At 65.7% G+C, this 24,814-nt stretch carries 21 protein-coding genes; 8 read left to right on the top strand and 13 right to left on the bottom strand.

The genetic code is table 11. The features are described from left to right. Nucleotides 1-16: 16 nt before the first annotated feature. From FB460_RS11580 to FB460_RS11550, 7 genes are all read right to left on the bottom strand, one after another. Nucleotides 17-433: a metal-sulfur cluster assembly factor gene (locus tag FB460_RS11580; protein ID WP_142094363.1), complete on the bottom strand. Its 417-nt coding sequence runs from the start codon at nucleotides 431-433 to the stop codon at nucleotides 17-19. Further along, nucleotides 433-903: a Fe-S cluster assembly sulfur transfer protein SufU gene (gene sufU / locus FB460_RS11575; RefSeq protein ID WP_142094362.1), complete on the bottom strand. Its 471-nt coding sequence runs from the start codon at nucleotides 901-903 to the stop codon at nucleotides 433-435. The genes FB460_RS11580 and sufU overlap by 1 nt, the downstream gene beginning before the upstream one ends. Continuing rightward, nucleotides 900-2,174: a cysteine desulfurase gene (locus tag FB460_RS11570; protein ID WP_142094361.1), complete on the bottom strand. Its 1,275-nt coding sequence runs from the start codon at nucleotides 2,172-2,174 to the stop codon at nucleotides 900-902. The genes sufU and FB460_RS11570 overlap by 4 nt, the downstream gene beginning before the upstream one ends. Next, a complete protein-coding gene (gene sufC / locus FB460_RS11565) occupies nucleotides 2,174-2,944 on the bottom strand; it encodes a Fe-S cluster assembly ATPase SufC (protein ID WP_142094360.1) in 771 nt (256 codons plus the stop codon). Before sufC ends, FB460_RS11570 begins: the two co-directional genes overlap by 1 nt. A gap of 30 nt (nucleotides 2,945-2,974) precedes the next feature. Continuing rightward, entirely contained in the window at nucleotides 2,975-4,168 is a 1,194-nt protein-coding gene (sufD, locus tag FB460_RS11560; protein WP_246044401.1) for a Fe-S cluster assembly protein SufD, read from the bottom strand. 65 nt (nucleotides 4,169-4,233) lie between these two features. Then, nucleotides 4,234-5,661: a Fe-S cluster assembly protein SufB gene (sufB, locus tag FB460_RS11555; RefSeq protein WP_142094358.1), complete on the bottom strand. Its 1,428-nt coding sequence runs from the start codon at nucleotides 5,659-5,661 to the stop codon at nucleotides 4,234-4,236. Between the two features lie 2 nt (nucleotides 5,662-5,663). Next, complete coding sequence (locus FB460_RS11550; protein WP_142094357.1) at nucleotides 5,664-6,356, bottom strand: helix-turn-helix transcriptional regulator; 693 nt, start codon at nucleotides 6,354-6,356, stop codon at nucleotides 5,664-5,666. A gap of 148 nt (nucleotides 6,357-6,504) precedes the next feature. Between FB460_RS11550 and FB460_RS11545 the strand changes: the two genes are divergently transcribed. The 4 genes from FB460_RS11545 (at nucleotide 6,505) to FB460_RS11530 (ending at nucleotide 10,145) form a co-directional block, all read left to right on the top strand. Beyond that, complete coding sequence (locus tag FB460_RS11545) at nucleotides 6,505-7,218, top strand: ABC transporter ATP-binding protein (protein WP_246044400.1); 714 nt, start codon at nucleotides 6,505-6,507, stop codon at nucleotides 7,216-7,218. After that, nucleotides 7,215-7,985 carry an ABC transporter permease gene (locus FB460_RS11540; protein WP_142094356.1) on the top strand — a complete coding sequence of 257 codons (771 nt, stop codon included), beginning with the start codon at nucleotides 7,215-7,217 and terminating at the stop codon, nucleotides 7,983-7,985. Before FB460_RS11545 ends, FB460_RS11540 begins: the two co-directional genes overlap by 4 nt. Continuing rightward, nucleotides 7,973-8,881, top strand: a complete 909-nt coding sequence (locus FB460_RS11535; protein WP_246044399.1) for a COX15/CtaA family protein — start codon at nucleotides 7,973-7,975, stop codon at nucleotides 8,879-8,881. The genes FB460_RS11540 and FB460_RS11535 overlap by 13 nt, the downstream gene beginning before the upstream one ends. 274 nt (nucleotides 8,882-9,155) lie before the next feature. Then, the gene (locus FB460_RS11530) at nucleotides 9,156-10,145 is read left to right on the top strand and encodes a DUF559 domain-containing protein (RefSeq protein WP_170210075.1); all 990 of its coding nucleotides are present in this window, start codon (nucleotides 9,156-9,158) and stop codon (nucleotides 10,143-10,145) included. A 46-nt stretch (nucleotides 10,146-10,191) separates the two neighbouring features. On the opposite strand, the gene FB460_RS13210 is transcribed toward FB460_RS11530, so the two are convergent. The 6 genes from FB460_RS13210 to FB460_RS11500 all read right to left on the bottom strand — a co-directional run bounded on the left by FB460_RS13210 (nucleotide 10,192) and on the right by FB460_RS11500 (nucleotide 19,842). Continuing rightward, nucleotides 10,192-12,741, bottom strand: a complete 2,550-nt coding sequence (locus tag FB460_RS13210) for an esterase-like activity of phytase family protein (protein WP_142094354.1) — start codon at nucleotides 12,739-12,741, stop codon at nucleotides 10,192-10,194. Nucleotides 12,742-12,841: 100 nt separating this feature from the next. Further along, complete coding sequence (locus FB460_RS11520) at nucleotides 12,842-13,249, bottom strand: TOBE domain-containing protein (protein ID WP_142094353.1); 408 nt, start codon at nucleotides 13,247-13,249, stop codon at nucleotides 12,842-12,844. 64 nt (nucleotides 13,250-13,313) lie between these two features. Next, nucleotides 13,314-15,500, bottom strand: a complete 2,187-nt coding sequence (locus tag FB460_RS11515) for a 3-hydroxyacyl-CoA dehydrogenase NAD-binding domain-containing protein (protein WP_142094352.1) — start codon at nucleotides 15,498-15,500, stop codon at nucleotides 13,314-13,316. Between the two features lie 27 nt (nucleotides 15,501-15,527). Next, the gene (locus FB460_RS11510; RefSeq protein WP_142094351.1) at nucleotides 15,528-16,736 is read right to left on the bottom strand and encodes an acetyl-CoA C-acetyltransferase; all 1,209 of its coding nucleotides are present in this window, start codon (nucleotides 16,734-16,736) and stop codon (nucleotides 15,528-15,530) included. Between the two features lie 91 nt (nucleotides 16,737-16,827). Continuing rightward, nucleotides 16,828-18,795, bottom strand: a complete 1,968-nt coding sequence (locus FB460_RS11505; protein ID WP_142094350.1) for a fructose-specific PTS transporter subunit EIIC — start codon at nucleotides 18,793-18,795, stop codon at nucleotides 16,828-16,830. A gap of 93 nt (nucleotides 18,796-18,888) precedes the next feature. After that, nucleotides 18,889-19,842, bottom strand: coding sequence for a heme o synthase (locus tag FB460_RS11500; RefSeq protein WP_342775229.1), 954 nt, complete (start codon nucleotides 19,840-19,842; stop codon nucleotides 18,889-18,891). Between the two features lie 282 nt (nucleotides 19,843-20,124). On the opposite strand from FB460_RS11500, the gene tkt reads away from it, so the two are divergent. From tkt to FB460_RS11480, 4 genes are all read left to right on the top strand, one after another. Beyond that, a complete protein-coding gene (tkt, locus tag FB460_RS11495; protein ID WP_142094348.1) occupies nucleotides 20,125-22,281 on the top strand; it encodes a transketolase in 2,157 nt (718 codons plus the stop codon). Nucleotides 22,282-22,343: 62 nt separating this feature from the next. Next, on the top strand, nucleotides 22,344-23,447 hold the full coding sequence (gene tal / locus FB460_RS11490) for a transaldolase (RefSeq protein ID WP_142094347.1): 1,104 nt from the start codon (nucleotides 22,344-22,346) through the stop codon (nucleotides 23,445-23,447). Nucleotides 23,448-23,524: 77 nt separating this feature from the next. After that, nucleotides 23,525-24,220 carry a 6-phosphogluconolactonase gene (gene pgl, locus FB460_RS11485; protein ID WP_142094346.1) on the top strand — a complete coding sequence of 232 codons (696 nt, stop codon included), beginning with the start codon at nucleotides 23,525-23,527 and terminating at the stop codon, nucleotides 24,218-24,220. Nucleotides 24,221-24,300: 80 nt separating this feature from the next. Further along, on the top strand, nucleotides 24,301-24,814 hold a 514-nt coding region (locus FB460_RS11480), incomplete at its 3' end, for a hypothetical protein (RefSeq protein WP_211345983.1).

Here is a 24,814-nt window from a genome sequence, read left to right as displayed (position 1 = left end):
GAGGAAGCTCGTCGACTCAGACGTTGAAACCGAGCATGCGCAACTGGTCGCGGCCGTCGTCGGTGATCTTCTCCGGGGTCCACGGCGGCATCCACACCCAGTTGATCGCCGACCGCGTCGCCAGGCCCTCCAGGCTGCTGTCCACCTGATCCTCGATCACGTCGGTGAGCGGGCAGGCTGCACTGGTGAGTGTCATGTCGACCGTCACCGACGAATCGTCGTCGACATGCACCCCATACACCAAGCCGAGGTCAACGACGTTGATACCGAGTTCTGGGTCGACGACATCCTTCAACGCCTCGATCACATCTTCATGCTCGGGTTTGGCAGATGACTGCTGTGCATCGGATTGCACCGCTTCGGGAGTGGGCGGAAGGTCATCCTGGACAAGATCGGACGGGCGCTGTTCGGGCGTTTCGGTCTCGTTGGTCATCACGCCTCCTGTGTTGTGGTGGTATCGGATTCGGTCTCGCCCCGGATCTCGAGTGTGGCGGCGCGGAACGCCTCCCAACCCAAGAGCGCGCATTTGATTCGTGCGGGGAACTTGGCCACGCCGACGAACGCGATGGCATCCTCGAAGCGGTCCTCGTCGGGATCGAAGTTGCCGCGGCTGTCCATCATGCGACGGAAGTCCTCATAGAGATCGAAGGCATCATCGACGCCACGGCCGATCACCAGATCGGTCATCACCGAGGTCGATGCCTGGGAGATCGAACAGCCCTCGCCGTGATACGAGATGTCCTTCACCTGATCCCCGTCGAGGTGGACCCGCAGCGTCAGCTCGTCCCCACAGCTGGGGTTCACATGGTGAACCTCTGCGCCGTAGGGCTCGCGGAGCCCACTGTGGTGCTTCTCGCGGTAGTGATCGAGGATGATCTCCTGATACAGCTCTTCGACGTTCATGCTCGTCCCTTCCGCGCGCGGCCAGTGAAGAAGTCGACGGTCCAGGTGAGTGCCTCGACCAGGGCGTCCACATCAGCCCGCGTCGTATACAGGTAACTCGATGCCCGCGTGGAACTCTGGATGCCCAGACGCTCGTGCAGCGGCCGGGCACAATGATGCCCGCCCCGCACCGCGACGCCGCGGGCGTCCATCATCTGCGAGACATCGTGCGGGTGGACATCGGCGATCGTGAACGACACCGCTCCCCCGCGATCGACCATCTGCGTCGGACCGAGGATGTGGACACCGTCGATGCTCTGCAGCCCCTGCAACAGATACTCGGTGATCTGACGCTCGTGAGTGGCGATGGCATCCATGCCGAGAGCATCCAGATAATCCAGCGATGTCGTGAAGGCCGCGGCCTGCGCGATCGGGGGCGTCCCGGCCTCGAAACGATGCGGCGGCGGCGCGAAGGTGGAACCGCTCATGCGCACGATCTCGATCATCTCGCCACCACCGAGGAACGGCGGCAACTCGCTGAGCAGGTCATGACGCCCCCACAGCAGGCCGAGCCCGGTCGGGCCGACGGCCTTGTGCGCGGTGAACACCAACAGGTCAGCGCCGAGTTCGGTCACCGAGACCGGCATCTGCGGCACGCTCTGGGAGGCATCGACCACCATGATCGCGCCGACGGCATGGGCCTGGTCGGCGATCTTCCTGATCGGATTGATCGTGCCGACCACGTTCGAGCAGTGCGTCAACGAGACGACCTTGGTGCGTTCGTTGATGAGTCCGTCACGCTCGGCAGCCTCGAGATCGAGCCGCCCGGCCTCGCGCCCATCCGAGCCGTCGGTGATGTCGAACCACCGCAGCGTCGCGCCGGTGCGTTCGGCCACCAGCTGCCACGGAACGATGTTGGAGTGATGCTCCATCACCGAGATGACGATCTCGTCACCGGGCCCCAACCGGGACCCCAGGGTGTTCGCACACAGGTTCAGGGCTTCCGAGGCGTTCTTGGTGAACACGACCTCCTCAGGTCGCGCCGCCCCCAGGAACTGCGCGACCCGTCGACGTCCGTTCTCGAAGGCCTCGGTCGCCTCGGCGCCCAACACGTGCATCGCACGGGCGACATTGGCATTGTGCTGCCCGTAGTGTTCGGCGATCGCGTCGATGACCACTTGGGGTTTCTGCGATGTGTTCGCCGAATCCAGATAGGCCAGCGGCCGATCCCCCACCGTGCGCTGCAGGATGGGGAAATCGGCGCGGACACGCTCGACGTCGAAGGTGGACATCAGGCCTTCGCCGCGTTGTTGGCGGTCACGTACTTGTCATAGCCCTCGGCCTCAAGCTGGTCGGCGAGCTCCGGGCCGCCCTCATCGATGAAGTGTCCGTCGACGAAGACATGCACGAAGTGCGGCTTGATGTGCTTGAGGATGCGCGTGTAGTGCGTGATGAGCAGCAGGCCTCGGTCGCCGGACTCCATGTAGCGGTTGACGCCGTCGGCGACGACGCGCAGGGCGTCGATGTCGAGGCCCGAGTCGGTCTCGTCGAGCACCGCAACCTTGGGATCCAACAATTTCAGCTGGGCAATCTCGTTGCGCTTCTTCTCACCACCGGAGAAGCCCTCGTTGACCGAGCGTCGCGTGAACGATGCACCGAGGTTCAGGTCCTCCATGGCACCGTTCACCTCCTTGACGAAGTGCCGCGGGTTCGGGGCCTTGCCGTCGATGGCGGTCTTGGCGGCACGCAGGAAGTTGGAGACCGAGACACCCGGAACCTCCACCGGGTACTGCATGGCCAAGAACATACCTGCACGTGCACGCTCGTCCACCGACATGCTGAGGATGTCCTCGCCGTCCAGCAGCACCTCACCCTGGGTGACGGTGTACTTGGGGTGGCCTGCGATCGAGTAGGCCAGCGTCGACTTTCCCGACCCGTTGGGTCCCATCACGGCGTGCACCTCGCCGGGGTTGATGGTGAGGTTGACCCCCTTGAGGATCTCCTTGGGGCCGTCCTCGGCCTCGACCGAGACGTGCAGATTCTTGATCTCAAGCTTGCTCATGTGTGAAGACTCCTGATTGTTCGGGCGGGTTCACGCCGTGGTCGCGGCGGTGGTGGACGGGGTGTCGAGGGCTTCCAGCTCCTCTTCGATCGCGCGGCGCAGGGGCTCCTCGACCTCGGCGACGCCGATGCGCCGGATGATGTCGAGGAAGAAGCCGTTCACGACGAGTTTGCGCGCCTCGTTCTCGGGAATTCCTCGGCTTCGCAGGTAGAACAACTGTTCGTCGTCGAAACGTCCGGTGGTGGACGCGTGCCCGGCCCCCTCGATCTCACCGGTCTCGATCTCGAGGTTCGGCACCGAATCGGCCTGGCAGCCGTCGGTGAGGAGCAGGTTCTTGTTGGACTCGTATGTTTCGATGCCCTCGGCGTTCTTGCGGATCAGCACGTCACCGACCCACACCGAGTGCGCCTTCTCGCCCTGGAGCGCACCGCGGTAATCAACGTTCGAACGGGTCCGTGGCTGGTTGTGGTCCACGAACAGGCGATGTTCGATGTGCTGGCCGGCGTCGACGAAGTACAGCCCGAACTGCTCGATCGATCCACCGGGGCCCTCGTATTCGGCGGTCTCGGCGATCCGCACCAGGTCGCCGCCGAGGCTGACGCTGACGGTCCGAACCGTCGCATCGCGCCCGACGGTGAACGATGTCTGGCCCGCATGCACGGCGTCGTCCTCCCAATCGGCGACCGCGACGAAGGTGACATCGGCGCCATCTCCGACGATCACCTGCATCAACGCGGCGTGGGTGGCCGATCCGCGGTGTCGCATCACGAGGGTGGCCTTCGCGTGGTTACCGATCCGCACGACCGTGTGGCCGTGCACGACCTCATCCAGCGAGGACCCCCGCAGGTCCATGACGACCGGCTCGTCGAGCGAGACATCGGCAGGAACCTCGACGAGGTCGACGGCAGGGGCGTGGAGAGCCGCCATCGCAGCCACCCGGTCCCCCGGCGCATGCCCGCCAAGTTCCCTCGCCTCCTCGGTGGCGACCTGTGACAAGCTCACTTCCTCAGGCTTGGTCACGTCCCACGTGAGACGCGCACCGGTGCCCTCTGCTTCCAGCAGGCCCCGGAGGCGCTGCAACGGCGTGAACCGCCACACCTCCTCACGGCCGGTGGGCACCGGGTGATGGTCCACGTCATAGGACGGCACCGGATGAAGATGTGAAGCGATGGTCTCCAGGGCGTCGGCGACGTGCTGCGCCTGGGGGTCGGTGTCCACTGACAACGGGGTCTCCTTGCTGATGGTCAGGGTGTGCGAGGTTGCGATACGTGAGCAGGTGGGTCCGCGGCTCAGCCGACGGACCCCTCCATCTGGAGTTCGATGAGGCGGTTCAGCTCCAGCGCGTACTCCATGGGGAGCTCCTTGGCGATCGGCTCGACGAAGCCGCGCACGATCATCGCCATCGCCTCGTCCTCCTCCAGCCCGCGGGACATGAGGTAGAACAACTGGTCGTCGGAGACCTTCGAGACCGTGGCCTCGTGCGCCATGGAGACATCGTCCTCACGGACATCCACGTAGGGGTAGGTGTCGGATCGAGAGACCTGGTCCACCAGCAGGGCGTCACACTGCACCGACGACGCCGAGTGCCGGGCGCCCTTCTGGACCTCGACGAGGCCGCGGTAGGAGGATCGTCCACCCGATCGGGCCACCGACTTCGACACGATCGAGCTCGACGTGTGCGGAGCACAGTGCACCATCTTGGAACCGGCGTCCTGATGCTGCCCCTCTCCGGCGAAGGCGACCGAGAGCGTCTCACCGCGGGCGTGCTCGCCCATCAGGTAGACCGCGGGGTACTTCATGGTCACCTTGGAACCGATGTTGCCGTCGATCCATTCCATCGTGGCGCCCTCCTCGCAGGTGGCGCGCTTGGTGACGAGGTTGTACACATTGCTCGACCAGTTCTGGATCGTGGTGTAGCGGCAGCGAGCGCCCTTCTTCACGATGATCTCGACCACGGCCGAATGCAGCGAGTCGGACTTGTAGATCGGCGCGGTGCAGCCCTCGACATAGTGGACGTAGGCATCCTCGTCGACGATGATCAGTGTCCGCTCGAACTGGCCCATGTTCTCGGTGTTGATGCGGAAGTAGGCCTGCAGCGGGATCTCGACGTGCACACCCTTCGGCACATAGATGAACGAACCACCCGACCAGACTGCGGTGTTGAGCGCTGCGAACTTGTTGTCGCCGGGCGGAATGACCGTGCCGAAGTACTCCTCGAAGATCTCCGGGTGCTCACGCAGCGCGGTGTCGGTGTCGAGGAAAAGCACACCCTGACGCTCGAGCTCCTCGTTGATCTGGTGGTACACGACCTCCGACTCGTACTGAGCTGCGACGCCTGCCACCAGACGGGCCTTCTCGGCCTCGGGGATACCGAGCTTGTCGTAGGTGTTCTTGATGTCCTCGGGCAGGTCCTCCCAGGACTGTGCCTGCTTCTCGGTGGAACGCACGAAGTACTTGATGTTGTCGAAGTCGATGTCATCGAGCTCGGCACCCCAGGTGGGCATCGGCTTGCGCTCGAACAGCTTGAGCCCCTTCATACGCGTCTTGCGCATCCATCCCGGCTCGTCCTTGCGGTCGGAGATGTCAGCGACCACCTCTTCGTTCAATCCGCGCTTGGCGGCTGCGCCTGCGGCGTCGGAGTCATGCCACCCCCACTCGTACTTGCCGAGTGCATCGAGATGCTCGGCCTGAGTGGCGGTCTGCTCGGTCTGGGTCATGGTCAGGCCTCCTGATCGGATGGGGTGATCACGGTGGGTACATGGGTGGTGCAGACGCCGTCACCGTGGGCGATGGTCGCCAAGCGTTGCACATGGACGCCGAGAAGCTCGGAGAACAGCTCGGTCTCGGCATTGCAGAGCTGCGGGAAACGGCTGGCTACATGGGCCACGGGGCAATGATGCTGGCAGATCTGGACGCCAGCCCCTCCCACGCCACGCGGAGCGGGCCTGGTCGAAGCCACGTAACCGTCCGCCGAGAGCGCCCGAGCCAGCACCTCAGCCGGTTCGGCGTCGGGAAGCTCGTGACGCAGCGCATGGTATCGCTGCTCCACCACGCTGACGCGCTCCTGGGCGAGCTTCTCCACAGCGACGTCACCGGCCGACTCGGCCAACTGCTCGAGTGCGGCGATCGCCAGATCATCGTACGCCTGATGGAATCGCTCACGGCCCGCTTCGGTGAGTTCGAAGACCTTCGCCGGCCGCCCCCGACCTCGCGCTCCGTAGACGCGCTGCTCCCTCGAACGGAGCAGGCCGTCCTCGACGAGCTGGGCCAGATGACGACGCACGCCGGCAGGGGTCAGATCAAGACTCTCCGCAAGATCAGCCACGGTCGACGGGCCCCGCTGCAGAATGGACCGCTGGACCAGTTCCCGAGTGGGAATCTCGTGCGACACGGTCACCTCCTTCACAGCCATGACTCCTTCGCAGTTTCGGCTTGCCCTGCCAGTTTAGGCAACATCTCCATTTCTTAAACGCCATGATTGCGTAATTTGTTCCCCACACAAGTGAGGCTCACCTATCTCTGCGGCGGCGGAACCCACCACGACGACGTAGACTGCCCGGGTGACTTCCTCCCCGCCTGCCCTCGTCGTGCGTGATGCGCACCTGACTCTGGACGGCACCGAGATCCTGCGGGGGCTCACGTTCGCCGCCCGACCAGGACGCATCACCGCCCTGCTTGGCCCCAATGGCGCGGGCAAGACCACCACCATCCGTTGCTGCACCGGGTTGATGAGCCCCGACACGGGCGTCATCGAGGTCTTCGGACAACCGGTGGCCGATGCCATCGCCAGCGGCCGCGTCGGCGTCATGCCACAGGCCGTGGGCCAGTGGTCGGGCATCAGGCCCTTGGAACTCCTCCACCATCTGGCCGGACTGCACCAGAACCCACTTCCCGTCGCGCCACTGGCCGAACGGCTGGGCATCGACCGCTTCGCACGCACCACCTGCCGCCGACTCTCCGGTGGCCAACAACAGGTGCTGAACCTCGCCGGCGCCCTCATCGGCCGCCCTGAGATGGTCCACCTCGACGAACCCACCACGGGCCTCGACCCCCATCTCCGACGCCAGGTGTGGGCTCTCATCGGCGAGCTGCGCGATGCCGGCGTCTCGGTGCTGCTCACCACCCATGCCATGGACGAGGCCGAACATCTCGCCGATGACGTGCACATCATGAACCACGGACGCGTGGTGCGCAGCGGCAGCGTCTCCGACCTCACCACCGATGGTGATCTCGAATCGGTCTTCCTGACCAGCACCGATGCAGGAGGGGCATGACCGCCTTGGACTTCTCCCCCGCTCCGAGCGCCGCCCCGCTGAGGAAACGCGTGTGGCGTCAGGCCCGCACCGAGGCAATGCTCCTGATCCGCAACGGTGAACAACTCCTGTTGGCCCTGGCCATCCCCATGGGGATCCTTGTCGGTGCACGATTCCTCGGAGAACGCATGGGAGTGGACTTCCACGCCATGGGTGCTTCGATGGTCGCACTGGCGATCTGGTCCTCGGCGTTCACCTCGTTGGCGATCGCCACGGGCTTCGAGCGTCGGTACGGCGTGCTGGAGCGTCTGGCCGCGACTCCGCTGACCCGCACCGGGCTGGTCCTGGGCAAGGCGGGCGCCACCTCCATGGTCCTGACCGGCCAGGTCATCATTCTCCTCGCCCTTGCCTCGGCGCTGGGGATGCGGTGGACGCTGTCTCCCATACCGACGCTGGCGTGCGTTCTGGGCATCGTGATGGCCGTGCCGTGTTTCGCGTCGTGGGCCATGGCCCTGGCCGGCGTGGCTCGGGCCGAGGTGACGTTGGCGGTGGCGAACCTGCTGCACCTGGTGGGAATGGTGGCCGGTGTCGTGGTTCCGGTCGCGGTGTTCCCCGTCTGGGCGCATCCGGTTCTCACCGCCTTGCCGACCGCTGCGCTCGGTGAGCTGACCCGTGGTGGACTCGCTGGCTTCCCCGGCGTGGCACCGTGGATCTCACTTCTGGTTCTCGCGGCGTGGATGAGCGTCGGCGTACTGGTGGCACGAAAGGTGTTCCGATGGATGTCATGAACCGCTCTGGGTCCTCGACCCGGTTGGCCCCACTGGTGCATGGTCGTGGTGCTGCTGCTGGCTGGGCGATCGCGAGCCTGGTCGGCAACATGGGCATCATCCTGACCGGTGCCCTGGTCCGGTTGACCAAATCGGGGCTGGGCTGCCCGACCTGGCCCAAATGCACCGACGAGTCGATCATCCCCGTCGGGCTGGGTCTCCACGGCGCCATCGAGTTCGGCAACCGGCTGCTCACCTTCGTGCTCATCGCCCTCGCGATCGGCACCTTCGTGGCGGTCCTCCGTGCCCGCACCGCCAGCGGGGAGAAGCGCCGGGATCTCATCGCGCTCTCGGTGGCCGCGGGGCTCGGCATCCCGGCACAGGGAGTCATCGGCGGCATCACCGTGCTGACGAAGCTCAATCCCTATGTCGTAGCCATGCACATGCTCGTGTCGGTGGCCCTCATCGTGATCCTGGTGCTCCTGGTACGGCGGGTCCGCGGTCTCGCCCCCGCCGACGTGGACGACCGCACCCGGTTGGCGGCCCGCATCACCTTCGGCCTCACCATGGTCTCGGTGGTGTTGGGCACTCTCGTGACCGGTTCGGCGCCACATGGTGGCGACGCCGACGCCATCCGCACCGGCTTCGTCCTGGAGGTCGTCGCCAAGCTCCACGCGTGGTCCGGATGGGCCGTGCTGATCGCCGGAATCGTGACCTTGGCACTCAGCCGTCATCGCACCGCATGGTGGTTGGTCATCACGGTTCTGGGGCAGGCCGGCATCGGTTACGCACAGTACTTCGCCGGGCTGCCCATCTGGATCATCGCCCTGCACATCGTCGGCGTCGCAGTGGTGTCAGCGGTGTCGGCCAACCTCGCGTTCACCCTCGGCGTCGACCCCGAGGTCAGCGGGTCCTGAATCAGGGACGACTCGGGTTTCTCTCCGGGTATCTCTCGCGGGGCGCACAGGCCCCACCCATGACAGGGGCACTGGACTCCACCGCGGCCCGGGAGATCGCCGTCCAACAATGGCTGCAGGGGCAACGCGCCGCTGCGTGACGAATCCCACGACATCAGAGGACACCGTCAGACCGACCCCGCGGATATCCACAGGGCGCTCCGGGTCCGGCCGCTCATCCACAGATTCTTCGCAGGGGGAACCATGAATGGTCGGCCCGTCCATGGTGTGTGGCGTGCACGCCCGACGTACTGTCCCAGATCCACTGTTCCAACGAGCGATGTCGCGTCACGGCATCGTCCACCACAGGGAACTCGAAGACGCAGGTGTCACCAAGTCGGTCCGCGCTCGCCTGATCATGGACGGAACGCTCCAACGTCTGACCCGCGGGCTCTATTCGGTTCAACCACCCACGGCCCGCACATGGGCCTTGGCGGGAGCATTCATCGCCGGGCCGAAAGCTGCCATCGGAGGCTGGCACGCTCTCGAGGCCCACGGCATGGCCACGTTCTCACCACTCGGCATCCAGCCGGTCTCCCCCACACACATCACGATCTGGACGCCAGCAGACGAGCACCGATCACCAACCGCATCAGCCCCCGACGTCCGTTGGCTGTTCCGTCGTGACAAGTTCAACCGTCTGGACCGTGCGACCGAAGTGCGACGTCTCATCGACCGTCACGACGCAGTGCTCGACGTGTGCGAGGAACTTCAGACCTCTGAAGTGATCGCCCTGATCACACGGATCCATCAGGAACGACTCGCCGATCCCGCTCGCCTCGCGGCGCTTCTGAGCGAACGGAGCCGTCACACTCACCGCCGGTTGCTCGCGGACATGAGCGCAGATGCCGCACTCGGAGTTCATTCAGCGCTCGAACACAACTACACCATTGATGTGGAACGAAGGCATGAGCTTCCCACTCCGCAACGCCAGGTAGTGGTGGGAACCTGCGCGGCCGACGTCTGGTACGAGGAATACAAGCTGGCCATCGAGCTGGATGGCTGGGGTTACCATCGCAACCGAGTTCGCCACGACAGGCGTATCGACAACCTCCGCGCGGCTCTCGGCATCGAGACCCGACGCTTCGGCTGGCACGACGTCACCGATGATCCCTGCGGTACGGCCCGAGTGATAGCCACCATTCTCAGGGCACGGGGCTGGACAGGGTCTCTTCGCTCCTGCCGGTCCTGTCCATCGGACCTTGAGTCTTTCAGTGGTGGCTGAGGGTTTGAGGTTGAGGCCTCAGCCACCACCGAAACGCATCGGAAGGTCAGCGGCGACGCAGGATGGTGACACCGGCGGCCACCGCTGCCAGACCACCGAGGATGGCACCGAGTCCGAGGGCCGAACCGGTCGAAGGCAGGCGTCCACCGCGGCCCTCATCCTGCTCGGGATCCGGCGCCGGAGCGTCACTGGTCGGTGCCGCGCTGGTCTCCGGTTCTGAAGGCTCGTCACTCGGCTCGACGGTGGGCTCATCGCTCGGCTCGGCCGTGGGCTCGTCGCTCGGCTCGGCCGTGGGCTCGTCGCTCGGCTCGGCCGTGGGCTCGTCACTCGGCTCGGCCGTGGGCTCGTCACTCGGCTCGGCGGTGGGCTCGTCTGCGGGGAAGGGGTTCAGTTCGTCGGCATTGCCGAGGTTCATGAACCGGGTCTCACCGCTGTTGTCGTCGACGGCGTCGTTGTCGGTGATGGCCCACAGGTTGCGGTCGGCGTCGATGGCCAGGCCCTCGAGCTTCTCCTGCTCCCAGCCGTTGGTGTCACCAAGCATGGGCAGCACGTCGATGGCGAGTTCCTTGGTCAGCGGGGTGGGCGCGTCCGATGTGCCGGGCTCCCCCGTGGCCTGCACGTAGTAGACGCGCTTGATGGCAGCCAGATCGCCGGCCTGGTTGTCGCGCTCGATGACGGCGAAGGTGTCCTCGTCGACGGCCACGATCTCCGACAGGCCGACCCATCCATCACCCTCGGGAGCCTCGGGTGTGTAACCGAACCAGCCCATGTCGCCGGACTCGGGATCCAGGCGTCCGATGCGGATGATGTCCTCACCCTCGAGCTCACGCTGCAGCGTGAACCAGATCGAGCCGTCGGCCTGGCCGGTGATGCCCTCGATCCCGAACTTGTCCATCTTCTCGGCCACATCGGACGGCAGCGGCCAAGTACGCAACACCTCTCCGTCGTCGTTGACCTGCACGATCTGGTTCTCGGCACCCGTGGCACCTTCGACGGCCAGCCAGAAACCACCGGCCGGGTCCTTCCAGATGCCCTCGATGTCGAAGGTCACCTCCGAGCCGTTCAGGGTGATGGGCGTCTGCGCCACGATCTGAGCAGGTGCACCCGAATTGTCGATCTCGAGGATGCGGCTGGGACCCAACGCGTCATCACTGGAGGTCCACAGCCGCGTGGGATCCTCCGGGTCGGCGGTCAGCGAACCCAAGGCGTTCCAGGCGATCGGATCGTCCAGATCGCTGGCGATCTCCGGGTAGGACGCCGGGGTGTCGCCGAATTCATAGGTCTGCAGCGTGGCGCGGACACCGTCATCGGCCGAATCCTCCTCAGACGACACCACCAGCAGGTTCCGCTCCGGGATCGGAAGCAGGCCCTCGGGACCCATCGTGGAGGGCAGCACCTGCTTGAACACCGGTTCGCTGGGGTCGCTCACGTCGTACACGGCCACAAAATTTCCGCGTTCGGAGGCGACGAAGGCCATCGGCACGCCGTTGTAGGTGCCCACCGCGAGCCCCTCGGGCTCAGTGCCCTTCTTCTCCGAACGGCCATCCGGGTAGTGGCCGATGCTGACGGCAAGCTTCTCGAAGGTGTTGCCCGCGTCCCAGGTCACCTCGCCGGTGGTGGCGTCGAAGATCGACCAACCGCGGCTGCCGCCCTTCCAGTCGCCCTCGTTGGCGGTGGCCACATGGGTGTCGTCCACCCATCCGATGGCGTCCGGCTCGCGGACCGCCGTGATGCTTCCGGACATGTCGATGCGGCCGTCGTCGACGGTGTCGACGCCGTCCACGGTCACCTCGCCGGCCGAGAAATGGTTCTCGACCGTTCCGGAGGCGGCGTCGATGATGACGATGCCGTTGTTCTCCTGCAGCGTGACCGCGATCTTCTCACCGTTCGGGGAGTACTTCACGTACTCAGGTTCGGGATCCTCCGGAGTGTCCAGTCCTTCCAGACCCGAGACATCGACGGTTTCGGGAGTCCAGTCGGCGACCGGTGCGGTGAGGTCGATGAGCACCACATGACCCGCGGGCATCTGGGGCAGGTCGCCCTCCTCACCGCCTTCGGGGGTGAGCTCCTCGTCGCGTTCGTTCTCGATGGCGATCACCGCCTGGGTGCCATCGGCGTTCACGTCGATCGAGTCCGGCTGCCCACCGAGGTCGATCTGGCCCACCTGCTCACGCGTCGCGGCGTCGAACACCATGACCACACCCGAGGGGTCGGTGAAGGATTCGGAGGTGTTGACCACCGCAAGGATGTACTCGCCCTGCGGAGTGTCGGCGACGTACACCGATGTCGGCTCACCAGGAAGCTCCAGCACACCATCGGCGGTCGCGTTGGCCGGGTCGGAGATGTCGACGAAACCGAGCACCTTCGATTCCGCATCGGTGTACACCACGGTGTTGCCGTCCTTGGTCACCGAGGAGATCTCGGCGACGCTCTCCTGGCCCACATCGGTGTTCTCGTACGCCGGGATGGTCGAGACGCGGTTGAACGCCGGCTGCTCGGGCTCAGGGAAAGCTGCGGCAGCGGGAAGCGCCGATGTGGCGGCAAACCCGAGAGCCACCAGAGCGGTCGCCGTGGCACGGACGCGGGGCTGGTTCATGACACTCCTGCAATATGCTGTTCGGTTGCCCGAACTGAACCAGCCTTGTGTGAACACCAGATGAACAGCAGTCGACCGACCGCGTCAGTCCACCGCAGCGTCAGTCCGCGCGCCCCTCCAAGGCAACGTTCGTGGCCTTGATGACAGCCGTCGCCACCGAGCCCACATCCAACCCCAGCTCCCGCACACTCTCGGTCGAGACCAACGACACCACTCGATACGGCCCGCACTGGAGCTCGACCTGACTCATCACCGTGTCCGAGACGATGTCGGTCACCAGGCCCGTCAGATGATTCCGGGCCGAGCGGCGTCCGCTACCGGTATCGAGCGCGGACGGGTTCTTGCCCACCGCGATCTCCTGAGCCACGACCGCGAGCGAAGCACCATCGACAGCCTGGCGCCCCGATGCGTCGGTGGCCGGGGCGATCCGGCCCCGGGATATCCACCGTCGAATCGTGTCGTCGGAGACGCCGAGCACGTCCGCGGCCTCACTGATGCGCAGGATCATGCGTGGAACGTACCACCGCCGAAGAGGGCTGACCCGCCCGGACCAGCCCCCGTATCGACTGACGTCACACCAGCCCTGTTCCCGCCTCGGCCCGGTCCCGCAGCCACTGCGACGGCCGGAAACGCTCGCCGTAGGCGTCCGCGAGCTGGTCGGCACGCGCGATGAAGCCGAGCAGACCGGTCGGCAGGGACGCGTCCTCCTCGTCGTGGTAGTTGACCATGAACTGTGCGGCGCCGCCGGTCCAGGTCGGAAACCCGATACCGAAGATCGAGCCGATGTTCGCCGACGCCGTGTCGGTCAGCACTCCCACCTCGAAGCATTTGGCCGTCTCATGGGCCATCGCGAAGAGCATGCGGTCCTTCACATCACGCAGACAGATCGACTTGGCATCCTCGCGGACGAAATGCTCGTACAGCCCGGGCCACAGGTGCTTCTCACGGCCTTCGCCATAGTCGTAGAAACCACCGGTGCCGGCAGCACGACCCTTGCGTCCGAATTCGGTCACCATGCGGTCGATGACGGTCGTGTCCAGATCGAGCTTGCCCTCGTTCGCCGCCTTGATGTGCTGCACGAGCGTCAGCGAGACCTCGTCGAGCATCGCCAAGGGCGCCCCCGGGAAACCGGCCAGATGCGCACCGCGCTCGATCGCCACCGGGTCCACCCCGTCACCCAGGAGCGCCGGCGCCTCGGTGACGAGCCGTGCCCAGACGCGGCTGGTGAAGAACCCGGGCCCGTCGTTGACGACGATCGGCAGCTTGCCGATGGCCTTGACCACATCGAGTGCCCCCGCGAGTGCGGCGTCACTGGTGCGCTCACCGCGGATGATCTCCACCAGCTTCATCTTGTCGACCGGGGAGAAGAAATGGAGTCCGATGAAGTCCTCGGGGCGGCTGACGTGTTCGGCGAGCTCGGTGATCGGCAGCGTCGAGGTGTTCGAGCACAGCAGTGCATCCGATGCGTACTGCGGCTCGGCCTCGGCATAGACCTTCGCCTTCAGATCGGCGTCCTCGAAGACGGCCTCGATCATGAGATCGCAGCCGGCCAGATCCGACGCATCCCCAGTGGGGTGGATACGGGCAAGGATCTCGCCGCGCTTCTCGGCGGTGGCCCGCCCACGCTCCACCTGCTTGTCGAGCAACTTGCGCACATGCCCGACGCCGCGTTCGGCGGCCTCGGTGTCCACATCCTTCAGCACGACCTCGATGCCCGCGCTCGCGCAGGCGTGGGCGATCCCGGCGCCCATCATCCCGGCTCCGAGCATTCCGAGCTTGGTGAAACGGCGCGGCTCGACGCCTTCGGGGCGCAGGCCTCCAGATCGTGATACCTGCATGTCGAAGAAGAACGCCTGGATCATGTTCCGGGCCTGCGGATGGACGGCCAGTTCCACCAGGCCACGCGATTCGATGCGCAGCGCGGTGTCGAAATCGACCTGCGCCCCCTCGACGGCCACGGCCATCGCCTTCTTCGGCGCCAGCAGGGGCGAACCCTTGAGCTTCTTGCGCAACGACGCGGGGAACGCGGGCAGGTTGCGGGCGAACTCCGCCGACGAAGGGGTACCACCGGGGATCTGGTGACCCTTGACGTCCCACGGTTTCGTGGCCGCCCGGGCATCATCCCGGTGAGCCAGCGCCCAGGCATGCGCTGCGGTGAGTAGATTCTCGGGCTCGGAGACCTCGTCCACCAGGCCGAACTCCAGTGCCTGCTGCGCCCGCATCGTGCGTCCCTCGAGGATGATTCCGGTGAGCGCCTTCTCGATGCCCATCATGCGCACCAGACGCGTGACACCACCGGCACCGGGGAGCAGCCCGAGGGTCGTCTCGGGCAGACCGATCTGGGCACGGGTGGAGATGATGCGGTGGTGGCAGGCGAGAGCCACCTCGCAGCCACCCCCCATGGCGGCACCGTTGATCGCGGCGACCACCGGTACACCGCAGGTCTCCAGGCGTCGCATGACGCTCTTCTGATACTCGATGTCATCAAAGATCTGCTGGGCCGATTCGGGGCCCAACTTCAAGAACTCCTTGAGGTTCGCCCCCGCGAAGAACGTCTTCTTCGCACTGGTGAGGATGGCGGCCCCGACGGCGTCCTTGTGCTCGGTGATCCAGTCGACGAATTCGCCGAAGTCAGCGGCCCATTCATTCGACAGCGTGTTGGCCCCCGCATCGGGGGCATCCATGGTGGCGGTCACGATGCGCTCGGCGTCGAGCTCCCAGCGCACCTGGCCGTGCGTGGCGGTGATGGTGTCGTTCATGATTCCTCAGTTCTCCGTCAGCTCGGGTCAGATTCGTTCCACGACGGTGGCGATTCCCATGCCTCCACCGATGCACAGGGTGACGACGCCCAGACGCTGACCGGTGCGTTCGAGCTCGTCCACAAGAGTGCCCAGGATCATCGCGCCAGTCGCCCCGAGTGGGTGACCCATCGCGATCGCTCCGCCGTTGACGTTGACTCGGTCGGCGGGGATGTCGAAGTCCTTCATCACCTTCATCGGGATGGCTGCGAAGGCCTCGTTGATCTCCCACAGGTCGATGTCGGACGCCTGCAGACCTGCGATGCCGAGGGCCTTGTGCACTGCCGGGGTGGGCCCGGTGAGCATGATGACCGGATCGGAACCGGTGACCGCGGTGGCAAGGATCCGCGCGCGCGGACGCAGCCCATGCCGTTCCCCCGCCTCGGGGCTGCCGATCATCATCACAGCCGCACCGTCGACGATGCCCGATGAGTTGCCGGCATGATGCACGTGCTCGATGCGGTCAACCCAGTGGTACTTCTCCAAGGCGACAGCGTCGAATCCGACCGCGCCGATCTTCTCGAACGCCGACGGGAGAGCGGCCAAGGACTCTGCCGTCGTCTGCCCGCGCACGGTCTCGTCGTGGTCCAGGATCGTGAGACCGTTGGCGTCGATGACCGGCTCGATGCTGGCGGCGAACCGCTTCTCGGCCCATGCTGTGGCGGCACGCTGCTGGGAACGAGCGGCATAGGCGTCCACATCATCACGGGTGAACCCCTCGAGGGTCGCGATGAGGTCGGCACCAATGCCCTGTGGCACGAAACTGTTGGCGAAGGCCGTGGCCGGATCATTGGCCCAGGCACCGCCGTCGGAGGACATGGGGACCCGCGACATGGATTCGACGCCGCCGGCGAGGATGAGGTCCTCCCATCCCGAACGCACCCGTGCGGCAGCCTGGTTCACAGCTTCGAGGCCCGAAGCACAGAACCTGTTCAGCTGCACGCCTGCCACGGTGTCGGGCCAACCAGCCGCGGTGGTGGCGGTACGTGCAATATCGGCCCCTTGGTCGCCGACCGGCGTCACCACCCCCATGATCAGGTCATCGACTCCGGCGGGATCGAACGTCTCATTACGCTCGGTCAGCCGATGCAGCAACCCGGTCACGAGATCGATCGGCTTGACCTCATGCAGTGAACCGGTGGATTTTCCCTTGCCTCGAGGGGTGCGGACCGCATCGTAGATGATCGCGTCAGCCATGTCGGTGTGCTCCTTCGCTCGCCTGGGCAGCACTGTACATGCTCAGTGAGCCGCCGTTAACAGGCTGAGCGGGGAATCGACACGACGTTCCTCACCGCCTTGCGATGGGGCCCTCCAACGCGTCGATCACGTCCTCCGGCATGGTCGCCTCGTCCAGGGCCGCCCGGACCGGCTTGCGCAGCAGCGCCCGTGAGAGCGCCGAGAGGATCCGCAGATGCTCGCTGCCCGCCTGCGCCTCGGGAACCCCGATCAGGAAGATCGTGGTGACCGGCTCCCCGTCGAGTGCGTTCCACTCGACGCCGGCGGGGACACGGGCGAACGCGATGAACGGCTCGGTGACCCCGGCGGTCTTGGCGTGCGGGATCGCGATGCCGTCACCGACCCCCGTGGTGCCCTTGGCCTCCCGCGCCAACGCGCTGGTCACCACATCGTCGACATCACCGATCTGCCCGGTGCCCACACCGCACTCGGCCAGACGTCGGATCAGGGCATCACGATCCAGACCGTCTGCGTCCAGCAGGACCGCCTCGGGCTTCATGTATTCACGCAGGGCAATGGTCTTGCTCGGTGCGGTGACGGGTTCCGGATCCTCGGCCACAGGGGCCTCGGGAGCCTCGGGAGTCGCGGCTGCCTGCTCCCGGCCACGACCCGAGAGGCGAATGAGCAGCAACGCCACCCCGGCGGTGACCACCAGACCAACGGCAAGGGAAAGGAAGAAGCCCAAGACGTTGTCGACCGCACCCAGCACCGCGACGATCGGGCCACCGTGCATGACATGGTCGCCCACCCCCAGGACACCCGCGAGCCCACCGGCCACGGCACCGCCGAGGATGTTGGCGGGGATCACCTGGAGCGGACGCGCGGCCGCCAACGGGATGGCCCCTTCGGTGATGCCGAAGAAACCCATGAACAGGGCCGCGATTCCCGAATCCTTCTCGGGCTTGGTGAAGACGCTCCGTCCGAGGATCGTCGCGAGCCCCACCCCCAAGGGCGGAACAGCGATGGCTGCGGCCACCATGCCCATGGGGCCCGCGTTACCGGTGGCGATGAGCCCGCCGCCGAAGAGGAAGGCGGTCTTGTTGATCGGGCCTCCCATGTCGGACGCCACCATGGCACCGAGGATGAGTCCCAGGACGATGGCGCTGGTGCCCTGCATCCCCGACAGCCACTCGGTGAGGAACGCGAACAGGCCCGCCACCGGCCCACCGATCACCACGATGAAGAACAGCCCGACGATCACCGTCGTCAGGATCGGGATGATGATGATCGGCATGATCGGCGCGATGTACTTGTGCACCTTGATCTTCTTGATCCCCAGCGCCACCACACCGGAGAGGAAGCCAGTCAGGATTCCTCCGAGAAACCCGGCCCCGGCCTCGGAACCGTAGAGTTCACCGGTCACCGCGACCATGCCGGTCACCATGCCCGGCGCCAATCCGGGACGGTCGGCGATCGCGTAGGCGATGTACGCCGAGAGAATCGGCACCATCAACGAGAACGACAGCCCGCCCAGCGCATTGAGATGTCCCCAGAAGGTCCCTTCGGCCACCTGGATCCCCTCGGCAGTGGTCTCACCGCCCAGCGAGAGCGCGAGCGCGATGAGCAGACCGCCCACGACGACGAACGGAATCATGTGGGAGACGCCGCTCAGCAGAGCTTTCAACGCCACCTGCATGACACCCGGCCGACCAGCCGATGCGTCAGTTCGCCCGGAGGTGGCGTCCGCACCGGCATGGTGCTCACCGGCGGACGGAGCCGACTCGAGCGCTCGTCTGATCAGTCCCTTCGGATCTTTGATGCCCGATGCCACCGACGCGCTCACCAGGGGAATGCCCGCGAAGCGGGAGGTGTCGATCTGGGTGTCGGCCGCGATGACCACGGCGTCGGCCTGCTCGAGCTGCTCGGCGGTGAACTCGTTCTCGACCCCGATGGACCCATGGGTCTCGACCGATATCTCGTACCCGAGCTCCTTTGCTCCCTTTTCGAGGTTCTCGGCCGCCATGAAGGTGTGAGCGATGCCCGTGGGACATGCTGTGACGGCGAGGATGTGCTTTGTCATGCTTTTCTCCTCCTGCCCGGCTGTTCCGACGAACAGCGATCACGCAGTGTAGGAGGTGATCAGGGGTAGGAGGTGATCAGGGGTGGGAGGTGATCAGGCCTGGGGAAGCAACGGATCGATCGCCATGGCGAGGAACAAGATCGCGATGTAGCTGTTCGAGTAGTGGAACAGGCGCATGGCCTTCAACGCCGAGTCGGTGAGACCGGCACGTGCGCGACGCAGCAGGGCCACGGCCTCGACAAGGAACACCAGCCCCGAGACTGCGGCCACCGCCGGATAGAACCAGCCGGTCTCGGCGACCGGCCACAGCAATATCGAAGTTGCGACGGTCAGCGCGCTGTAGACAAGGATCCGCACGGCCACCCGTTCCGGCCCCATCACCACCGGCAGCATCGGCACATCGGCCGCCGCGTAGTCCTCGCGGTACCGGAAAGCCATCGCCCACGTGTGCGGAGGCGTCCAGAAGAACACGATGACGAACATGAGGATCGGAGCCAGTGCAACCTCATCGGCCACCGCCGTCCAGCCGATGAGCGGCGGGAAGCACCCGGCGATGCCACCCCACACGATGTTCTGTGAGGTTCGACGCTTGAGCCACATCGTGTACACGAACACATAGAAGGCGTTCGCCGTGGTCGCGAGAATCGCCGAGAGCCAGTTCGCACCGAAGCCGAGGATCAGGATGGAGACGACCCCCAGCACGACCCCGAAGATCGTGGCCGCCACCGGGCCCACTTGATGTCGGGGCATCGGTCGGCGTCGGGTACGGCGCATCTTCTCATCGATGTCGCGGTCCAGCACACAGTTGAACACATTGGCCGAACCCGCCGCGAACATGCCGCCGATCAGCGTCCACAACGCGAGCAGAGGGTCGGGCCAACCACCCGAGGCCATGAACATGGGGGGCAGCGTGGTGACCAGAAGCAGCTCGATGATGCGTGGCTTGGTCAGTGCCACGTAGGCCCTGACCACATCGGAGAACCGAACCCGACCCTGAGAGGCCACCACGGGAGACCCCACCGTCGTGTCGGTGTCGATGCGTGACAAACTGACTCCTGCGTGTTCCAGAATCCCGGGGCAGACGCGCGATGCGGGCCCGGATCGGGACATGACAAAACTCGGGACATGACAAAGCGCCCCTTTCGGGGCGGCGTCCCGACAGTCTACGCGCTCGTTCGATGTCCGCCAATCACGTTCCGATCACGTCGGGAAACACCCACCCGAGCCGCGACGCCGACGATCTCCCACGCTAGGCTCGCCCCTGCGAGTGGAACCGCTGCGGCGGCGCGTCCGTGTGCCGCCATCACTGCTTTCGGAAGGAACGCCTCGATGACCGACACCCCCAGCACCACGGCAGCCCTCGAGTGGACCGAACTGGACCAACGGGCCGTCGACACCGCGCGACTCCTCGCTGCGGATGCTGTGCAGAAGTGTGGCAGCGGCCACCCGGGCACCGCGATGAGCCTCGCGCCTGCCGCGTACCTGCTGTACCAGAAGGTGATGCGGCACAACCCGGCCAACCCCGACTGGGTCGGGCGTGACCGGTTCGTCCTGTCGTGCGGGCATTCCTCCCTGACGCAGTACATCCAGCTCTTCCTCGGCGGTTTCGGCCTCGAGCTCGACGATCTCAAGGCCCTGCGCACCTGGGGCTCGGCGACACCGGGCCACCCCGAGTACGGCCACACCGCCGGCGTCGAGACCACCACCGGCCCGCTCGGCACCGGCGTCGGCAACGCCGTGGGCATGGCCATGGCGGCTCGCCGTGAGCGCGGCCTCTTCGACCCCGACGCCGCCCCCGGGGACTCCCTCTTCGATCACCACATCTACGCCATCGCCTCCGACGGCGACCTGCAGGAAGGCGTCTCGGCCGAGGCGTCCTCCCTCGCCGGCACCCAGCGTCTGGGCAACCTCACGATGATCTGGGATGACAACCGCATCTCCATCGAGGATGACACCAACATCGCCTTCACCGAGGATGTCGCCGCCCGCTATGAGGCCTACGGCTGGCACGTCCAGACCGTTGATTGGGTCGGTACCGGTGACTACACCGAAGATGTCCAAGCCCTCCACGACGCCCTGATGGCGGCCCGCAAGGTCACCGACCGCCCCTCGTTCATCCGGCTGCGCACCATCATCGCCTGGCCTGCTCCCAGCAAGCAGGGAACCGGGGCCTCCCACGGTGCCGCTCTCGGCGAGGACGAGGTGGCCGCCACCAAGCGTGTGCTGAACTTCGACCCAGAGAAGCACTTCGACGTGGCCGACGACGTTCTCGCGCACACCCGTTCGCTCCGTGATCGCGGTCAGGCCGCCGAGGACGCCTGGAACGAGTCGGCCAAGGCCTGGCGCTCGGCGAACCCCGAGAACGCAGCACTCTTCGATCGCCTGATGAAGCAGGAGCTGCCACAGGGTTGGGATCTCGACCTCCCGCAGTACGAGGCCGACGCCAAGGGCGTCGCCACCCGCAAGGCCAGCGGCGAGTTCCTGAGCGCTGCCGCACCGAAACTCCCCGAACTCTGGGGCGGTTCGGCCGACCTCGCCGGTTCCAACAACACCTCACCCAAGGGAGAGCCGAGCTTCCTTCCCGAAGACCGCCAGAGCGCGATGTTCTCCGGCTCGGAGTACGGCCGCGTGTTGCATTTCGGCATCCGCGAGCACGCCATGGGCGCGATCATGAACGGCATCCTGCAACACGGCAACACCCGCGTCTACGGCGGCACATTCGCAGTCTTCAGCGACTACATGCGCCCCACGGCGCGTCTCGCCGCGCTGATGAAGCTGCCCGCGGTCTACGTCTGGACACACGACTCCATCGGTGTCGGCGAAGACGGCCCGACGCACCAGCCGATCGAGCATGTCACCGCACTGCGCGCCATCCCCGGCCTCGACGTGGTGCGTCCCGCCGACGCCAACGAGACCGTGGCGGCATGGAAACAGGCGCTGCAGCACAACGACCGCCCCACAGCCCTGCTGCTTACACGCCAGAACGTGCCGACACTCCCCCGTGACACCGACGGATTCGCCGGCATCGACCAGGTGGCACGTGGTGGCTACGTCCTCAAGGATTTCGGCGACGACATCCAGGTGATCATCATGGCCACCGGCTCGGAGGTCCAGCACGCCGTGGCCGGCGCCGAGAAGCTCGCCGAAGATGGCGTCGGGGTCCGCGTGGTCTCCATGCCCTGCCGGGAATGGTTCGACGCCCAGGACGACGAGTACCGCGAGAGCGTCCTGCCCGCATCTGTCACCGCACGTGTGAGCGTCGAAGCCGGTATCGCCATGAGCTGGCGTGACCTCCTCGGCAGCGCCGGACGCCCGGTGAGCATCGAACACTACGGGGCCTCGGCCCCCGGCACCGAGCTCTTCGAGCGCTTTGGATTCAACGCCGACGCCGTGGTCTCGGCCGCCCGTGAGTCGATGGAAGCAGCTTCGACAAGTGCTTCCACCCTGCCTCGAAATGCCCACGGCCCGGTGGGTCCGGCCGTCTGATCCACCGGACCGATCAACACACCGACCCCGACAATCCCAGACAGCATCCGCAGGAGGATTCCATGACCACACGTCTCGCTGCCCTTGCCGGGGCCGGTGTTTCGATCTGGCTCGACGATCTGTCGCGTGACCGGATCAATTCCGGAAACCTGGCATCCCTCATCTCCGATTCGAGCGTCACCGGCGTCACCACCAATCCGACGATCTTCGCGGCGGCTCTCGCCGACGGTGAGGCCTATGCCCAGCAGATGAAGGAGCTCAAGGCTTCGGGGGCATCGGTGGCCGAGGCCATCACGTCCATGACCACCACCGATGTCCGTGACGCCTGCGACCTGTTCATGGAGACCTACCGGGCCACCGATGGTGTGGACGGCCGGGTCTCGATCGAGGTCGATCCCGGATTGGCCAATGACACCGATGCCACCGTCGCGCAGGCCGCCGAACTGCATCGGCTCGTCGATCGGGAAAACGTCCTGATCAAGATCCCGGCCACTGAGGCGGGCATCCCTGCCATCCGCCGCACCATCGCTGCGGGGATCAGCGTCAATGTCACCCTGATCTTCTCGACCAAACGCTACGGCGAGGTGATCGACGCCTACTTCAGCGGCCTGGAGGATGCCAAGGCCGCGGGCATCGATATATCCACGATCCACTCGGTCGCGTCGTTCTTCATCTCCCGTGTGGATACCGAGGTCGACAAGCGGCTGGCCGCCCTCGGCGTCGAGCCGACGCGTGGGCTCACCGGGGCTTCGGGTATCGCCAATGCACGTCTGGCATACGAGGTGTTCCTCAAGTCGATCGAGGATCCGCGGTGGGAGGCTCTCGCCGCGGCCGGCGGTAACCTGCAGCGTCCGCTGTGGGCGTCGACGGGGACGAAGAATCCGGCCTACCCCGACACGCTGTACGTCACCGAGCTCATCGCCGCTCACACCGTCAACACCATGCCGCAGGCCACGATGGACGCCTTCGCCGATCATGGCACTGTACGCGGCGACCGCGTGACCGGCCTGATCGATCCTGCCCACGGAACGATGAAGATGGTCGCCGACGCCGGGGTCGATTTCTCCGATGTGGAGCAGGTTCTCGAGACCGAGGGCGTCGAGAAGTTCATGAAGAGCTGGAACGAACTCGAAGAGACGGTGCGGACGGCCCTCGACGAGGCCTGAAGCACACCGGGACGCCCGATGAGCGTTTGCGCCCGCGGTCATGGCATCGTTGTCCCGTAATCCCTCGGGAGGAAGTCATGTCCGTCGTCCGTTGCGCCGATCCGAAGGCGCTGGCAGCAAAGGTCGCCGATTCATTCAATGACGCGATCGCTGCCCGCCTCGGTGCCGGTCAGGGTCACGTCCACGTGGCCCTGACCGGTGGAACCATCGCCACCGAGCTGTACCGTCTCTGGCCCGACCGCCCCGGAACCGCCGAGGTGGACTGGTCTCGCGTCGAAGTGTGGTGGGGCGATGAACGGTGGGTTCCGAGCGATTCGGATCAGCGCAACGCCGAGCCGGCACTCGAGTTGTTGGCTCCGATGGGATTCGGCGCGGTACACCCCATGCCGTCAGGTGAAGGACCGGGACTGACCGCTGCGGCCCAGCAATACTCCGCCGAGCTGGGCAGTGTTCGCATGGATATCTGTCTGCTCGGGCTCGGCCCCGATGGGCATGTGGCCTCGGTATTTCCCGGCCATCCCTCGATGAATGCCAGCGGAGACCCGGTGATTGCGGTCCGGAACTCCCCCAAACCGCCGCCGGAACGGCTTTCGCTGACCCTCCAGACCATCTCCGCCAGCGACGAGGTCTGGTTCATCGTCAGTGGGTCGTCCAAGGCTCCGGCCCTGACAGGTTCGTATCACGGCGATGATGAGCTGCCCGGTGCACATGCCCGCGGTGTGCGGCGTACCCGATGGTTCTGCGACGAAGACGCCGCCCGTAGCCTGGGCTGATCATCAACCATCTGGTTGATGCCCATGGGTGATCGTGGCCCTAGCGTCGATGGTGCCGTCCACGCCCTCCAGGAGACCCCATGCGCCCATCACGTCGCTCGCTCATCCGTGCGTTCATCCTCATCGCCCTGGTGGGCATCTGGCTCGGTGTTTCCGCTGTGGGAGGCCGCAGTATCGGCATGCTGTCGCAGGTCACCGAGAACGACTCGAGCGCCTTCCTGCCGCAGGCTTCGGAATCCATCGAGGCCAGAGAGGCGGTGAAGGAATTCCAGGACAGCGACGCGCTGCCTGCCTTCGTCACCATCATGGGAGCCGATGTCGTCTCCGAGGCGCTTCCCGCCGGTCCCCCACGAGGCATGCCCGGGGCCGCCTATGCCTCCGACGTGGTCGATGGGATCGATGTCGACGGGATTCCTCTGCGTGACTACCTGGCCACAGATGCGGTGGTCCCGGTCATCCCTGCCGACGACGGCAGCGGCGTTCTGCTGTTGCTTCCGCTTTCTGGTGAGAAGGTGAATGCACAAGATGCCGACGGCGATCCACGCCTCGATTCTGTGGTCGCCTCCATCCGCGAGCAGACGCCGCAGATCACCA

The sequence above is a fragment of the Propioniferax innocua genome (assembly GCF_006716235.1).
GTDB lineage: Bacteria > Actinomycetota > Actinomycetes > Propionibacteriales > Propionibacteriaceae > Propioniferax > Propioniferax innocua.
Note: the sequence above shows the minus strand (reverse complement) of the source record. Positions and strands in the feature narration are given on the sequence as shown.

Bases quoted from the DNA above. Each gene is read 5' to 3' on its own strand.
- sufB (WP_142094358.1), bottom strand. From the start codon at position 5,661: ATGACCCAGACCGAGCAGACCGCCACTCAGGCCGAGCATCTCGATGCA.
- pgl (WP_142094346.1), top strand. From the start codon at position 23,525: ATGTCCGTCGTCCGTTGCGCCGATCCGAAGGCGCTGGCAGCAAAGGTC.
- FB460_RS11515 (WP_142094352.1), bottom strand. From the start codon at position 15,500: ATGAACGACACCATCACCGCCACGCACGGCCAGGTGCGCTGGGAGCTC.
- tal (WP_142094347.1), top strand. From the start codon at position 22,344: ATGACCACACGTCTCGCTGCCCTTGCCGGGGCCGGTGTTTCGATCTGG.
- FB460_RS11505 (WP_142094350.1), bottom strand. From the start codon at position 18,795: ATGACAAAGCACATCCTCGCCGTCACAGCATGTCCCACGGGCATCGCT.
- FB460_RS11580 (WP_142094363.1), bottom strand. From the start codon at position 433: ATGACCAACGAGACCGAAACGCCCGAACAGCGCCCGTCCGATCTTGTC.
- tkt (WP_142094348.1), top strand. From the start codon at position 20,125: ATGACCGACACCCCCAGCACCACGGCAGCCCTCGAGTGGACCGAACTG.
- FB460_RS11520 (WP_142094353.1), bottom strand. From the start codon at position 13,249: ATGATCCTGCGCATCAGTGAGGCCGCGGACGTGCTCGGCGTCTCCGAC.
- FB460_RS13210 (WP_142094354.1), bottom strand. From the start codon at position 12,741: ATGAACCAGCCCCGCGTCCGTGCCACGGCGACCGCTCTGGTGGCTCTC.
- sufU (WP_142094362.1), bottom strand. From the start codon at position 903: ATGAACGTCGAAGAGCTGTATCAGGAGATCATCCTCGATCACTACCGC.
- FB460_RS11535 (WP_246044399.1), top strand. From the start codon at position 7,973: ATGGATGTCATGAACCGCTCTGGGTCCTCGACCCGGTTGGCCCCACTG.
- FB460_RS11570 (WP_142094361.1), bottom strand. From the start codon at position 2,174: ATGTCCACCTTCGACGTCGAGCGTGTCCGCGCCGATTTCCCCATCCTG.
- FB460_RS11510 (WP_142094351.1), bottom strand. From the start codon at position 16,736: ATGGCTGACGCGATCATCTACGATGCGGTCCGCACCCCTCGAGGCAAG.
- sufC (WP_142094360.1), bottom strand. From the start codon at position 2,944: ATGAGCAAGCTTGAGATCAAGAATCTGCACGTCTCGGTCGAGGCCGAG.
- FB460_RS11550 (WP_142094357.1), bottom strand. From the start codon at position 6,356: ATGGCTGTGAAGGAGGTGACCGTGTCGCACGAGATTCCCACTCGGGAA.
- FB460_RS11540 (WP_142094356.1), top strand. From the start codon at position 7,215: ATGACCGCCTTGGACTTCTCCCCCGCTCCGAGCGCCGCCCCGCTGAGG.